This window comes from Amycolatopsis suaedae, assembly GCF_004214935.1.
In the GTDB taxonomy this organism is placed as follows: Bacteria; Actinomycetota; Actinomycetes; order Mycobacteriales; family Pseudonocardiaceae; genus Amycolatopsis; species Amycolatopsis suaedae.
In genome coordinates this window covers 195209-207972 of sequence record NZ_SFCC01000016.1, presented here as the reverse complement: position 1 = coordinate 207972, position 12764 = coordinate 195209, and the positions used below count along the sequence as shown (strand labels likewise).

The window sequence follows — 12764 nt, the reverse complement described above, 5'->3', positions numbered from 1 at the left end:
CACCTGAAGCCGCCGGGTGCGCGTGGTAGCGCGCTCGCACGTCGTCGGGTCGCAACTCCTAGCTAGTGATCTAGCGTGCTAGCATCCTTGGGTGAGCGCGGAGCAGGTCAAGCAGTTCAACGTGTACCTGCCGGTGGAGCTGATCAAGCGCGTCAAGCATCACGCGGTTGAGTCGGAGCGGTCGCTGAGTTCGATTGTGGCCGAGTCGCTGGCGGCCTATCTGGACGAAGCAGACGCGTCACGACCGCGATCCAGTGAGAGGAAGAGGAACTGGCATGGTGAGCGAGGGCATTGAGGCTCTGTTCCTGGAGACGCACAACTGGGGCAAGGCAGCCCGGTTCTTCCAGGCGTTGGGGTACGAACTCGAGTTCGAGACGGATCATCAGTCCGGCCAGTTGCGCAGCAAGATCGGGCCGCCGGTGTTCATCGCCGAGATCCCCGAAGATCGTGCTCCGGGTCTGCAGCCGGTGTTGAAGATCCCCGATGCCGCGGCTGCCGAGCAGAAACTGAAGGCCCTCGGCGTCGATGGGCCGTTCGAGCCCACGCACTTCGGAACCGCGATGACCACGCTCCGAGATCCCGACGGCCGGGTCTGGGGCCTCCAGGCGCCACTGAACGACCCCACCTCGGGGGCCTAGGGTCGTGTCCGGGGAACCTGATTCCACCGCAGTTCGCACGGCACTGTGGCGGGCGCTGCACACGCTGGTGGACGACGCGCCGCACGTTCTCGAGGATCGCATCGGGCTGGAGATCGCGGGCGTCGACCAGGGCTGGCAGACACGTCCGGACATGGACCCAATGCGGACGCGGCCCAATCGCGCCTCGATCGTGGCACGCGCCCGCGCTGTCGAGGACACCCTCATTGCCTCTGGTGCGTGTCAGTACGTCGTCCTGGGCGCCGGCCTCGACACCTTCCCTCAGCGACACAAGGGGCCCGTGCGCGTCTTCGAGGTCGACGAGCCCGCCACCCAAGCTTGGAAGCGGGACCGGCTTGTCCAGCTCGGGCTCCTCGACCCAGAGCGCCTGCACTTGGTGCCGGTCGACTTCGAGGCCGGTGAATCGTGGCTTGCCAAAGCTGTAGAGGCCGGGCTCGATACCGCGGAACCAGCTGTCGTCTCGATGCTCGGCGTGACCATGTATCTCACGCAGGAGGCGATCTCGACGAGCCTACGTCAAGCCGCATCACTCGCAGCGGGCTCCATCATGGTGTTCAGCTACTCGCGGCCCATCGAGATGGCTCCGCCCGAGGTCCGCCCCATCCTTGAAGGCGCCGCAAAGGGCGCCGCTGCCTCCGGACACCCCTGGTTGAGTCTGTTGACACCTGACCAGGCCACCAACATGGCCCGTGACACAGGGTTCACGGGCGTCGACGTCATCACCTCGACCGACTTGCACGAACGCTACTTCGCCGAACGCCACGATGGGCTCAGTCCTGTCGGAGGAGAAGATCTCGTGATCGCCACGGTCGGAAGGCATCGAGTCGGCTCCGGGTAGGAGTCGCGGTCTCAGCGGATCTCACGCAGCCACCCAGACGGTCTTCACGTGCGCGAATGCAGCTTCTCTTGCGCTGACCTAACCACGTTCTGCGGACTTGACGAGCTCGGCCTGGAGGCCATCGGGCAGCAGATCGACCCCGATCGCGCCGTGCTCGCCTGTCGGGTCGTGGAGCCGGACCAGTGGTGTCACCACTGCGGAGCCGAGGGAAGACCCCGTGACACCGTGGCGCGCCGATTAGCGCATGAGCCACTTGGCTGGCGGCCGACAACACTGGAGGTCATCGTGCGCCGCTACCGCTGCACTGGCTGTGGACATGTGTGGCGTCAGGACACCAGGCTGGCGGCCGAGCCGCGGGCAAAGTTGTCGCGCCGCGGGCTGCAGTGGGCACTAGAGGGCATCGTGATTCAGGATCTGACCGTGGCCCGGATCGCCGAGGGTCTCGGAGTGGCGTGGAACACCGCCAACGACGCCGTGCTGGCCGCGGGCAAGCGCATGCTCATCGACGACGAGCACCGGTTCGACGGGGTGGCGGTTATCGGCGTAGACGAACATGTGTGGCGACACACCAGGCGTGGTGACAAGTACGTCACCGTGATCATCGACCTCACCCCCGTCCGCGACGGCACCGGACCGGCCCGGCTGCTCGACATGGTCGAAGGCCGCTCCAAACAGGCGTTCAAGACCTGGCTCAACGAGCGTCCGCAGGCGTGGCGCGACGGCATCGAAGTCGTCGCGATGGACGGGTTCACCGGATTCAAGACCGCTGCTGCAGAGGAGGTCCCCGACGCGGTCGCGGTGATGGATCCTTTCCACGTCGTCCGCCTGGCCGGCGATGCACTGGACAAGTGCCGTCGCCGCGTGCAGCTCGCGATCCACGGCCACCGCGGCTTCAAGGACGACCCGCTCTACAAGTGTCGTCGCACGCTGCACACCGGTGCCGGGTTGCTCACCGACCGACAGGCCGACCGGCTCCGCCGCCTGTTCGCTGAAGAACGCCACGTCGAGGTCGAAGCGACCTGGGGCATCTACCAGAGGATGATCACCGCGTACCGGCACGAGGATCGCCGCCGTGGACGCGACCTGATGGTCAAGCTCATTGCCGACCTCAGCAGCGGGGTGCCGAAGGCACTGACCGAGCTGATCACCCTGGGGCGGACCCTGAAGCAGCGTGCGGCCGACGTTCTAGCGTACTTCGACCGGCCCGGCACCTCCAACGGACCGACCGAGGCGCTCAACGGCCGGCTCGAACATCTCCGAGGCAGCGCCCTCGGCTTCCGCAACCTGACCAACTACATCGCCAGATCCCTACTGGAGACTGGCGGCTTCAGACCGCTGTTACACCTTCGTTTGTGAAGAGCCCCCAGTCCGCGGTCAGCCGGGCGGTCGCCACCCTGGAGCGGCGGCTGGGCGGGCGGCCGCTCCAGCGTGGCCAGGACGGTGCCGTGCCGACCGCGCTCGGCCGCGAGGTCGCCGAGCACGCCAGGACCGTGCTGGCCGGGCTGGCCGCGATCGAGGACCTGGCTGGGCCCCGCGAGGCCGCCCGGGTGCGGGTCGGTGCCGTCCCCAGCGCCCTGGGTGTCCTGGTGCCCGCCGCGGTCGAGCGGTTGCGTGCCGACTGGCCCCGACCTGCGGGTGCTGACCGTGCGCGGCGACGACGACGAGCTGGCGGAGTGGTTCGGCGAGGCCACGGTCGACGTCGCGGTGACCACGGTGCCGCTCGCCGAGCGGGCCGCCACGATCACCGACGAGTTCCTCGCCGTGCTGCCCCGGTGGCATCCGCTCGGCCGGGCCGAGCGCGTCGCACTGGCCGACCTGGTCTCCGCCGGGGTCGCCGACCCGGGCGGCACCTGCGGTCCCCTGCTGGCGGCCGCGTTCGCGCGGCACGGCGTCACCTGGCGGCCCGACCACGGTGCGCGACACGGCGACGGTGCTCGCCATGGTGTCGGCAGGGATCACCGCCGGTGTGGTCCCGGCGCTGGCGGTACCGCGGCCGGCGCCGCCCGACGTGGCGCTGCTGCCGCTGGATCCGCCCGTGCACCGGACCGTGTAAGTGCAGCACGACCCCGGCGACCGGTACGCGGCGGCGCTGGCGGAGGCGCTGCTCGGCCGCTGACCGGCGCCGGATCAGGCCAGCAGGGCGTCCAGCTGGGTGCGCACGCGATCGGTGTCCTCGCTGTACTTCAGCACGGCCCCCAGGGTGCGCCCGGCGGTCTCCGCGTCCAGTTCGTCGCGGCCCAGCGCCATCAGCGCCCGCGCCCAGTCCAGCGACTCGGCCACGCCCGGCGGCTTGAGCAGGTCCTGCTGCCGCAGCCGCTGGACGGCCGTGGCCACCTGGCCGGCCAGCCGCTCCCCGACGCCCGGCAGGCGGCGCCGCAGGATCGCCACCTCGCGGGCCAGGCCGGGGTGTTCGAGCCAGTGGTAGAGGCAGCGCCGTTTCAGCGCGTCGTGGACCTCGCGGGTGCGGTTGGAGGTCAGCACCACCAGCGGCGGGTCGGCCGCCCGCACCTCGCCCAGCTCGGGAATGGTCACCGCGTTCTCGTCCAGCACCTGCAGCAGGAACGCCTCGAACTCGTCGTCGGCCCGGTCGACCTCGTCCACCAGCAGCACGCACCGCTCGCGCAGTGCCCGCAGCAGTGGCCGGGCCAGCAGGAACCGTTCGGTGTAGAGCGAACGCTCGGCCTCGGCCGGGTCCAGGCCGCCGTTGGCACCGGCTTCCAGCGCGCGCAGGTGCAGTAGCTGCCGGGGGAAGTCCCACTCGTAGAGCGCCTGCGCGGCGTCGATGCCCTCGTGACACTGCAGGCGTACCAGCGGCAGGTCCAGTGCCCGCGCCAGCGCGGTGGCCAGCGAGGTCTTCCCGGTGCCGGGCTCGCCCTCGCAGAACAGCGGTCTGCCCAGCCGCAACGCGAGGAAGGCCGCTGTGGCCACCCCGTCGTCGGGCAGGTAGCCCGTGCCGTCGAGCAGGGCGGCCAGTTCGTCCGGTGAGCCTGTCACGGGTCGAGCGTAGATCGTGTGTCATCGAATCCTCATGCTCGGCCGCCCACCCTGGGGCCGGACGGAGGTGGGGGAATGCTGTACCGCGTGCTCGGCCCGCTGGAGGTGCGGCCGCCAGGCCGCGAGCAGGTCACCAGGCTCGCCGGCAAGCCCGCCGTACTGCTGACGACCCTGCTCTACCACGAGGGCGAGTGGGTGGACCGCGACCAGCTGGCCGGCACGATCTGGTGGCAGGCCACACCGCCCACGTCCGCGCGATCCAACATCAACAGCTACGTCTGGCGGCTCCGGAGGACGCTGGGCAGCCGGATCGAGGCAGGGCCCGGCGGGTACCGGCTGCGAACGCGGCCCGGCGAGGTCGACGTGGACCGCTTCCGTGGCGCCGCCCACCAGGTGCCCGCCGTCGACAGGCTGCGAGCGGCACTGGAGCTGTGGCGCGGCACGCCCTACGCCGAGTTGCCCCCGTCGGTGACCGCTCCGGTCGTGGCAGGGCTCGATGAGTTACGCCGGCAGGTCCGGGAGTCCCTGGCCGCGGCACTGACGGCAGCGGGGCGGGCGTCCGAGGCTATCCCCCTGCTGCGCGAACTCACGCTCGCCGAGCCGCTACGGGAGAGCACGTGGGCGCGGCTCGTCGACGCCCTTCGCCACGCCGGCCGCCGTGGCGAAGCACTGCTGGCCTATGACGAGGCCCGGAGGTTGCTCCGCAGCGAACTGGGCGTCGACCCGGGCACCGACCTCACCGGCGCCTATCAGCAGACCCTGCGGGCGCCGGCCCCGCGGTGTATCGCGGCTGCATCGGCGGTGCATCCGCCTGGTCCAGGCTTCTCAGCACGCGCGGAAGGAAGGACACCATGAAACCATCGATAGTCCGGCCGATCCTGTTCACCTTGTCCGGCGGTGCGCTGTCGGCGCTGTTCATCCTGGGCGCGGCGCAGCAGGCGCAGGCCGCTCCGATCCCGGTCAACCACGGGCCCGGCGCCGGGAGCGGGCAGTCCAAGGCTCCCTTCCGGCCCCCGGCAACGGTGGCGAAGAAGATCACCTCGACGATGCAGAAGGCCGGCAGCGCCACGGCCAGCAAGCCCAAGCCGTCCGCGCTGGGACGTAGCGGCCTCACGACCACCGGCAGCACCCTCGGCGCGCGGCCGGCGTCGCTGGGCAGGACGGCCGCCAGCCCCTTCACCGCTACCGGTCTGGCCACCGGCATCAAGCGGAGCCTCGGCACCCCCAACCGCAGCACCGCCGCCCGGCCGAACCGGAACGACCAAGCCAAGAGACCCCCGGCGACCAGTCCGGCGCGCCGGTCCACGACCCCGCTCACGACGCCGTCGTCCGGCGTCAAGCGGACAATCAAACCTCCTACGAGCAGCCAGAATCGGTACCGCGCGAGCGCCGGCGAGGCCAAGCGCCCGGGATCGGTCATGTCGGGGCGGGCCGCCTCCGGCCGCGACGACGCACTGCGCGCCACGGCCGGCAAAACCGACTCCCGCCGCACCACCGAACTGCCCAAACCCACCCCACACAGCAGAACAAACAACCCCTCCCACACCATCCCCGGCCTCGCCGCCGCCGGACGCAACGACACACCACGCACCACGGCCGGCAAAACCAACCGCAACACCACCGACACCCCGAAGAGCAAACCCGGCCGCAACACCGCCAGCACCCCGAAGAGCAAACCCAGCCGCGCCACCGCGGGCGTGATCCCGGGCGTCGGCGAGGCGCTGCGGCAGCCGGGCAAGCGGCCTGCGGTCGAGCCCCGCCGTGGTCACACGGCGAAGCCCCCTGCAGCGCCGACGCGGCAGCGGGCCGCCACGACCTCGCGGGTGCGGTCGACGTCGGGCACCGGGCAGTCGAACCGGCGGATCGGCTACGGCCGCTGGTGCAACACCGGCTGCGAGTACGCCCTGGACTACTTGCGGCCGCGTGTCCCCGGCATGCGATCCAAGGGCCCCAACGCGGGCATCGAGGCGACCGGCCCGGACGGCAAGGGCAGCCTCGGAAGCGTCAAGGCGCACGCCTACCTGTGGGACGTCGAGTTCCTCGAACCGAAGATCAACGCGCAGGGTCGTCCCCCGAAGGTGATCGGCAGCAGCACGTTCGGTGCGAACGCCGAGGCCGACGCGTCGGTCAGCCTGCAGAACGGCCTTCAGGTCAGCGGGAACGGCTTCGCCGGGCTGCGTGCGGGCACCCCCGTCGAGTACGCCAACGGCCCGTTCAAGGTCTCGGGCGACGTCGAGACGACCGTCGGCGTCAACGCCGAGGGCGGCATCACGCTCAACCCTTTGAAGGGTGAGTACGGTGCGGAAGCCGAGCTGCGTGCCGGGGCCGCGGTCTCGCTCCCGAAGGGCACCGCGGAGGACGGGCCGATGTCGGCCGGCATCCAGCCCGAGGTGTGGATCGGTCCGGGCGTGTCCTGGAGCGCGGGCGTCGAGAGGGGCGAGGACGGGAAGCGGCGCGTCACGACCAAGAGCGGCTTCTCCGGCCCGGCCGGAGGCTCGCTGAACGTCGAGAAGTCCTTCGAACCGCTGAAGGACATACTCTGGCGCTAGTGTCCTGAGTGCCCGGCTCGCGCGGGCCCGCGTTCGGGCGGGCCCGCGCCTCCGGGTCAGGCGGGGATTCGGTGGTAGGGGTTGGTACTGGGTCTTCGGCGCCTGGTAAGCCAGGCCGGGGGATGGAACTGTGGTTTGCCGTGGACCATGGTGACGGTCCAGTCGGTGTGGTGGATGACCCGGTGATGCCTGCCGCACAGGAGGATCATCTCGTCCACTGTGGTCTGTCCGCCGTGTTGCCACTCGCGGACGTGATGTGCCACGCACCAGCGGGGTTTCCGTGTGCAGCCAAGGAAGGCGCAGCCGCCGTCGCGCAGGGCGAGGGCACGGCGCTGGGCTTTGGTGGCCAGCCGGACATCGCGGCCCAGGTGCAGCACCTCACCCTCGGAACCGAACACGGCCGGGACGAGTTTGGCTTCGCAGCACAATCGGGACAGTGCGGAGGCGCTGAGGTATCCGGCGCCGTCGAGGATCGCGGGTCCGGCGCGACGTTGCAGGTCGTCGAGCGTCGTGGTCACCGTGACCACGGCCCGTTCCCCGCCTTGGGTACTCAAGTCCTCGGTGCGGGCGACCAGTTCGATCATCTCGGCCAGTGCGTCACCCTTCCGCTCGGCCTGATCGCGTAGATCCGGCAGACCTTCCTCGGCCGCGCAGGGTTTGGCCAGCACATCGAACAACCCGTCCAGGGTGGCCCCGGTTTCCGGGTCGAGGGTTCCGGCGAACCGGTACCGGCCATGCCGGTCGGTCTTCGAGCGGAACTCACGCACCGGGTGCGCCAGCGCGTCCTCGTCCGGCGGCGCACTGTCCTGATCGACCCTGGCCCGGATGTTGTCCCCGGCCTTGCGCACCGCCGTCGGTGGGGCCGTGCGAGCCAGGGTCAGCAGAATGTCCTCGAAACCCTCCCGCGCCTCGACCGGCAACGCCGTAATAGCACGGTGGATTTCCACCGCGTGCTCCAACGACACCTCACCCGCCGCCAGCGCCGCACCGGTCGCGGCCAGCGAGCTGAACAGTTCCTGAGCCAGCTGCACCCGTGTCTTGGCCAGCGACCGGGAGACGTTCAGGTTGTCCACCTGAAACGCCACCAGATCCCGGAACCCGAAATCGGCCCCGCGGGCGCTCAGCTCCGCCAGGCCTTCCAGTACCTCGGCAGCGGCCGCGGCCATCTTTTCCTGGCCACGCTGAATGATGGCGGCTACCTCCTCGTCGGAGTGCCGCCACAGGCGGGTGCCAGGTTTCTCGAACACATCACCATCGTATTACGAACATGTGTTCGAAACCATCACACGATCGAGCGATCCTAGGGGTGCAGGTCCCGCGGGCGGTCCACGTCCGTGCCGCTGCCCAGGTCGCCGCACTCGACCAGGCGCAGGTCCGGCCGTCCAGCCAGCCAGTCGCGGGCGCCGCGATCGCCGGACACCGCCTCGGCGATCTCCCCCCACCAGCGCCGCCCGAGCAGCACCGGGTGTCCGGGCACCCCGTCGTAGGCCGCCCGTGCCACGATTTCCGGGCCCGCGAACGCGCCCAGCCGCGCCACCACCCCGGCCGGTACACCGGGCAGGTCCACCAGGTGCACCAGTACGGCCCCAGTGTCCACTTCGGACAGAGCGGTGAGTCCGGCGCGCAGCGACGCCCCCATTCCCCGCGCCCAGTCCGGAGCCGGGACGACCTGCGCGGGGTCCAGCAGGGCCGTCACGTCCGCCGCGGCGGCGCCGACCACGACGCGGACCGGATCGCAACCGCCGTCCCGCAGCACGCGGACTGCCCGGCGCACCAGCGGTTCACCGTGCCATTCGACCAGCGCCTTCGGCTTGCCGAAGCGCCGGCCGGCACCGGCGGCCAGCAGCAGGCCCGCGACGCGCTCAGCCATGCTCGCGTGCCGCCGGTGTCATCGACAGGTCCGCCTCGATCCGGGCGGCGGCCGCCAGCAGCGGGGGCACCAGGTCCCGGCGCGCGGCCTCCAGGGTGGTCCGGCTGGCGTGGCTGGAGACGTTGACCGCCGCCACCACCCTGCCGCGGCGGTCCCGGATCGGTGCGGCCACCGACCGCAGTCCCTCCTCCAGTTCCTGGTCCACCAGCGCCCAGCCCTGTACCCGCACCCTGGCCAGCGCCGCCCGCAGGTCGGTGCCGGTGGTGATGGTGCGCGAGGTCAGCCGGTCCAGGGTGGCCGCGGCGAGGTAGGCGTCCAGCTCCGCCTCGTCCAGACCGGCCAGCAGCACGTGGCCCATCGACGTGGCGTGCGCGGGGAACCTCGTGCCGACGGTGATCGACACGGTCATGATCCGCGACACCGCGACCCGGCTGACGTAGACGACGTCGGTACCGTCCAGAACGGACACCGAACTGGACTCCCCCACCTGCTCGGACAACCGTTCCAGATGCGGCAGCGCCAGCTCGGGCAGTGCCTGCCCGGACAGGTAGGCGTACCCCAGTTCCAGCACCCGCGCGGTCAGCGCGAAGTACTTGCCGTCGGTGCGCACGTAGCCGAGGTCCACCAGGGTGAGCAGGAACCGCCGCGCCGCCGCGCGGGTGAGCCCGGTCGCGCGGGCCACGTCGCTCAGCGTCAGCTCGGGAGTGTCGGCGCCGAACGCGCGGATGACCGCCAGCCCGCGCTCCAGCGACTGCACGTGGTGGGCACCGCGCCCGTCCTCAGTCACCACTCAGCTCCCGCTGCGCGACGGCGAACGCCGCGTTGGCCGCGGGCATCCCGGCGTAGACGGCGGTGTGCAGCAGCACCTCCGAGATCTCCGCCTCGGACAGCCCGTTGCGGACGGCCGCGCGGACGTGCATGGCCAGCTCGTCGCGCGCGCCCAGCGCCGTCAGCACCGCCAGGGTCAGCGCGCTGCGCGTGCGGCGGTCCAGACCCGGCCTGCTCCACACCGAGCCCCACGCCGCCTCGGTCAGGTACTCCTGGAACGGCCGGGTGAACTCGGTGGCCGCCGCCATCGCCCGGTCGACGTGCTCGTCACCGAGCACCTCGCGGCGGACCCGCTCACCCTCGGACATCCCGGACATCACGCCTCCAGCACCACGGCCAGCCCCTGGCCGACGCCGATGCAGATGGCCGCGAGACCCCAGCCGCCACCGCGGCGCCGCAACTCGTGCGCCAGCGTGCCGAGGATCCGCCCGCCGGACGCGCCCAGCGGGTGCCCGATGGCGATCGCGCCACCTCGGATGTTGACAACATCCGGATCCAGTTCCGGCCAGTCGGCCAGGCACGCAAGCGATTGCGCGGCAAACGCCTCGTTCAGCTCGACGGCCGCCAGGTCCTGCCAGCCGATGCCGGCGCGGCGCAACGCGATCTCGGCCGCCCGCACCGGGCCGACGCCGAACACGTCGGGGTCGACGCCCGCCGCACCCCGCCCGGCGATGCGGGCCAGCGGGGTGACACCCAGCCTGCCCGCCGCCGCCTCGCTGCCCAGCAACACCGCGGACGCGCCGTCGGACAGCGGCGAGGAGTTGCCGGCGGTCACCGTGCCGCCCGCGCGGAACGCCGGCTTGAGACCGGCCAGCTTCTCCAGCGTGGAGTCCGGGCGGATGCCCTCGTCGGAGGCCAGCCCGGTGCCGGGCACCTCGACGACGTGGTCGTCGTAGAACCCGTCGGTCCACGCCTTGGCGGCCCGTTCGTGGCTGCGCAGCGCGAACGCGTCCTGCTCCGGCCTGCCGATGCCGTAGGACTCCGCCAGCCCCTCGGTCGACTCCCCCAGCGACACGGTCCACTTCTCCGGCATGGCCGGGTTCACCATCCGCCAGCCCAGCGCCGTCGAGTGCAGCGTCTGCGACGCGCTCGGGAACGCCTTGTCCGGCTTCTGCAGCACGAACGGCGCGCGGCTCATCGACTCGACCCCGCCCGCGACGACGAGGTCGGCGTCGCCGGTCTCGATGGTGCGGCTGGCCTGGCCGATGGCGTCCAGCCCGGACCCGCACAGCCGGTTGACCGTGGCTCCGGGAACCGACGTCGGCCAGCCGGCGAGCAGCGCCGCCATGCGGGCGACGTTGCGGTTGTCCTCACCGGCGCCGTTGGCGTCGCCGAGCACGACCTCGTCGATCTCGCCGGGGTCGAACGCGGTGCGCCCGGCCAGCGTGCGCAGGACGTGCGCGGCCAGGTCGTCGGGCCGCACCTTCGACAACGCACCGCCGTAGCGGCCGAACGGGGTACGGACGGCGTCGAGCACGTAGGCGGTCACGACTTCTCCTTCAACGCGCGCAGCACGGACAGTTCCTCCTCGGTGGGAGCGGGCGTGGTGCCGAGCGTAGGCGCCACCTTCAGGTCCCAGCCGGTGGCCGCCCGCACCTGGTCGGCCGACACACCGGGGTGCAGGTCGGTCAGCGTCAGCTCCCGGGTCTCCGGATCCGGCCGCAGCAGGCCGAGGTCGGTGACCACCAGCGTGGGACCGGCACCACGCAGGCCGAGCCGTTCCCGGTCGCCCGGCCCGGCCCCGTGACCGACCGAGGTGACGAAGTCGACCTTCTCCACGAACGCACGGGTGCTCTGCCGCAGCACGACGAACACCTCGCGGCAGGACGCGGCGATCTCCGGCGCACCGCCCGCGCCGGGCAGCCGGACGACCGGGTCGTGGTAGTCCGGCCCGATCACGGTGGTGTTGATGTTGCCGAAGCGGTCGAGCTGCGCCGCGCCGAGGAAGCCGACGTCGATCCGGCCGGGCTGCAGCCAGTAGTTGAAGATCTCCGCGACGCCGACGACGGCGTCCGCGGTCTCGGCCAGCTCACCGTCCCCGATGGACAGTGGCAGCCGCTCGGGTTTCGCGCCCAGGCAACCGGATTCGTACACCAGCGTCAGGCCGGGCGCGTGCGTGCGGCGGGCGACGTTGGCGGCCGTGCTGGGCAGGCCGATCCCCACGAAGCAGGACGTGCCGTCACGCAGCGCACGGGCGGCGGCGACGGTCATCATCTCGTCGGTCGTGTAGTTCATGCCAGCTCCTCCAGCCAGGCGGTGAACGCCGCACGGTCCCTGCTGACCGCGTCCCATGCCTGGTAGGCGTCGTTGTCCCGGTCGTAGTAGCCGGCCGCGTAGGACGGGGCGGCACCCCGGGGTGCCTCGGCGACGGCCGTCACCGCCCAGGACGGCAGCACCATCGCTCCCGGCCGCGGCTCCAGCTCGTCGACGATCTCCTCCACGGTCACCAGTGACCGTTTCGCGGCGAGCACCGCCTCCTTCTGCATGCCGGTGATGCCCCACAGCTGGACGTTGCCCCTGCGGTCGGCACGCTGGGCGTGGACGACGGTCACGTCGGGGTTGAGCGCGGGCACCGCGGCCAGCCGCTCGCCGGTGAACGGGCACTCGATCGTGCGCACGGTGGCGGTCTGGCCGGGCAAGTCGGTGCCGGCGTAACCGCGCAGCACCGCGAACGGCAGCCCGGACGCACCGGCGACGTAGCGGTTGGCCATCCCGGCGTGACTGTGTTCCTCGACCTCCAGCGGCACCGGCCAGCCGTGCTGTACCGCATCGCGGAACCGGTGCAGGGAACCGACTCCTGGGTTGCCGCCCCAGGAGAAGATCAGCTTGCGTGCGCAGCCCGCGCCGATCAGCTGGTCGTAGATCAGGTCCGGCGTCATCCGCACCAGCGTCAGATCCCGCTTGCGCTGCCGGACGACCTCCTGGCCGGCGGCGAACGGGATGAGGTGGGTGAAGCCCTCCAGCGCGACCGTGTCGCCGTCGCGCACCAGTTCGGCGATCCCCTCGCTCAGCGGGACCAGCTCGGCCAT

At 71.4% G+C, this 12764-nt stretch carries 16 protein-coding genes; 7 read left to right on the top strand and 9 right to left on the bottom strand.

The features are described from left to right. Nucleotides 1-91 precede the first annotated feature (91 nt). Genes EWH70_RS28805 through EWH70_RS28790 form a run of 4 tightly spaced genes read left to right on the top strand, consistent with a single transcriptional unit; the run spans nucleotide 92 to nucleotide 2850 of the window. A complete protein-coding gene (locus EWH70_RS28805) occupies nucleotides 92-295 on the top strand; it encodes a ribbon-helix-helix protein, CopG family (RefSeq protein WP_130478667.1) in 204 nt (67 codons plus the stop codon). Beyond that, the gene (locus EWH70_RS28800; protein ID WP_130478666.1) at nucleotides 276-638 is read left to right on the top strand and encodes a VOC family protein; all 363 of its coding nucleotides are present in this window, start codon (nucleotides 276-278) and stop codon (nucleotides 636-638) included. The genes EWH70_RS28805 and EWH70_RS28800 overlap by 20 nt, the downstream gene beginning before the upstream one ends. Before the next feature lie 4 nt (nucleotides 639-642). Beyond that, complete coding sequence (locus EWH70_RS28795; protein WP_130478665.1) at nucleotides 643-1494, top strand: class I SAM-dependent methyltransferase; 852 nt, start codon at nucleotides 643-645, stop codon at nucleotides 1492-1494. A gap of 48 nt (nucleotides 1495-1542) precedes the next feature. Further along, a complete protein-coding gene (locus tag EWH70_RS28790) occupies nucleotides 1543-2850 on the top strand; it encodes an ISL3 family transposase (protein WP_130478664.1) in 1308 nt (435 codons plus the stop codon). On the opposite strand, the gene EWH70_RS35980 is transcribed toward EWH70_RS28790, so the two are convergent. Next, nucleotides 2787-3389, bottom strand: coding sequence for a hypothetical protein (locus EWH70_RS35980; protein WP_205669296.1), 603 nt, complete (start codon nucleotides 3387-3389; stop codon nucleotides 2787-2789). The genes EWH70_RS28790 and EWH70_RS35980 overlap by 64 nt on opposite strands. A gap of 17 nt (nucleotides 3390-3406) precedes the next feature. Here EWH70_RS35980 and EWH70_RS35635 point away from each other — a divergent pair, with 17 nt between their 5' ends. Further along, the gene (locus EWH70_RS35635; protein WP_165436457.1) at nucleotides 3407-3547 is read left to right on the top strand and encodes a type 2 periplasmic-binding domain-containing protein; all 141 of its coding nucleotides are present in this window, start codon (nucleotides 3407-3409) and stop codon (nucleotides 3545-3547) included. A 74-nt stretch (nucleotides 3548-3621) separates the two neighbouring features. On the opposite strand, the gene EWH70_RS28785 is transcribed toward EWH70_RS35635, so the two are convergent. Beyond that, nucleotides 3622-4488, bottom strand: a complete 867-nt coding sequence (locus EWH70_RS28785; RefSeq protein ID WP_130478663.1) for an AAA family ATPase — start codon at nucleotides 4486-4488, stop codon at nucleotides 3622-3624. A gap of 75 nt (nucleotides 4489-4563) precedes the next feature. Here EWH70_RS28785 and EWH70_RS28780 point away from each other — a divergent pair, with 75 nt between their 5' ends. Further along, nucleotides 4564-5343 carry an AfsR/SARP family transcriptional regulator gene (locus tag EWH70_RS28780; protein ID WP_130478662.1) on the top strand — a complete coding sequence of 260 codons (780 nt, stop codon included), beginning with the start codon at nucleotides 4564-4566 and terminating at the stop codon, nucleotides 5341-5343. After that, nucleotides 5340-7037: a hypothetical protein gene (locus EWH70_RS28775; RefSeq protein ID WP_130478661.1), complete on the top strand. Its 1698-nt coding sequence runs from the start codon at nucleotides 5340-5342 to the stop codon at nucleotides 7035-7037. The genes EWH70_RS28780 and EWH70_RS28775 overlap by 4 nt, the downstream gene beginning before the upstream one ends. 56 nt (nucleotides 7038-7093) lie before the next feature. Here the strand turns inward: EWH70_RS28775 and EWH70_RS28770 are convergent, their stop codons facing one another. The 7 genes from EWH70_RS28770 to EWH70_RS28740 are packed head-to-tail and all read right to left on the bottom strand — an operon-like array spanning nucleotide 7094 to nucleotide 12764. Beyond that, a complete protein-coding gene (locus EWH70_RS28770; protein ID WP_130478660.1) occupies nucleotides 7094-8284 on the bottom strand; it encodes an HNH endonuclease signature motif containing protein in 1191 nt (396 codons plus the stop codon). Between the two features lie 53 nt (nucleotides 8285-8337). After that, nucleotides 8338-8907: a nucleotidyltransferase family protein gene (locus tag EWH70_RS28765; RefSeq protein ID WP_130478659.1), complete on the bottom strand. Its 570-nt coding sequence runs from the start codon at nucleotides 8905-8907 to the stop codon at nucleotides 8338-8340. After that, nucleotides 8900-9694, bottom strand: coding sequence for an IclR family transcriptional regulator domain-containing protein (locus tag EWH70_RS28760; RefSeq protein WP_205669295.1), 795 nt, complete (start codon nucleotides 9692-9694; stop codon nucleotides 8900-8902). Before EWH70_RS28760 ends, EWH70_RS28765 begins: the two co-directional genes overlap by 8 nt. After that, nucleotides 9687-10052, bottom strand: coding sequence for a 4-carboxymuconolactone decarboxylase (gene pcaC, locus EWH70_RS28755; RefSeq protein ID WP_420809103.1), 366 nt, complete (start codon nucleotides 10050-10052; stop codon nucleotides 9687-9689). Before pcaC ends, EWH70_RS28760 begins: the two co-directional genes overlap by 8 nt. Beyond that, nucleotides 10052-11224 carry a thiolase family protein gene (locus tag EWH70_RS28750; protein ID WP_130478657.1) on the bottom strand — a complete coding sequence of 391 codons (1173 nt, stop codon included), beginning with the start codon at nucleotides 11222-11224 and terminating at the stop codon, nucleotides 10052-10054. Before EWH70_RS28750 ends, pcaC begins: the two co-directional genes overlap by 1 nt. Beyond that, nucleotides 11221-11970, bottom strand: coding sequence for a CoA-transferase subunit beta (locus EWH70_RS28745; protein WP_130478656.1), 750 nt, complete (start codon nucleotides 11968-11970; stop codon nucleotides 11221-11223). The genes EWH70_RS28750 and EWH70_RS28745 overlap by 4 nt, the downstream gene beginning before the upstream one ends. Beyond that, complete coding sequence (locus EWH70_RS28740; protein WP_130478655.1) at nucleotides 11967-12764, bottom strand: CoA transferase subunit A; 798 nt, start codon at nucleotides 12762-12764, stop codon at nucleotides 11967-11969. Before EWH70_RS28740 ends, EWH70_RS28745 begins: the two co-directional genes overlap by 4 nt.

What these genes read in the sequence shown, in the direction of transcription:
- EWH70_RS28800 (WP_130478666.1), top strand. Translation starts at nt 276, where the DNA reads ATGGTGAGCGAGGGCATTGAGGCTCTGTTCCTGGAGACGCACAACTGG.
- EWH70_RS28780 (WP_130478662.1), top strand. Translation starts at nt 4,564, where the DNA reads ATGCTGTACCGCGTGCTCGGCCCGCTGGAGGTGCGGCCGCCAGGCCGC.
- EWH70_RS28775 (WP_130478661.1), top strand. Translation starts at nt 5,340, where the DNA reads ATGAAACCATCGATAGTCCGGCCGATCCTGTTCACCTTGTCCGGCGGT.
- EWH70_RS28765 (WP_130478659.1), bottom strand. Translation starts at nt 8,907, where the DNA reads ATGGCTGAGCGCGTCGCGGGCCTGCTGCTGGCCGCCGGTGCCGGCCGG.
- pcaC (WP_420809103.1), bottom strand. Translation starts at nt 10,052, where the DNA reads ATGTCCGGGATGTCCGAGGGTGAGCGGGTCCGCCGCGAGGTGCTCGGT.
- EWH70_RS28745 (WP_130478656.1), bottom strand. Translation starts at nt 11,970, where the DNA reads ATGAACTACACGACCGACGAGATGATGACCGTCGCCGCCGCCCGTGCG.
- EWH70_RS28740 (WP_130478655.1), bottom strand. Translation starts at nt 12,764, where the DNA reads ATGGCCGAGCTGGTCCCGCTGAGCGAGGGGATCGCCGAACTGGTGCGC.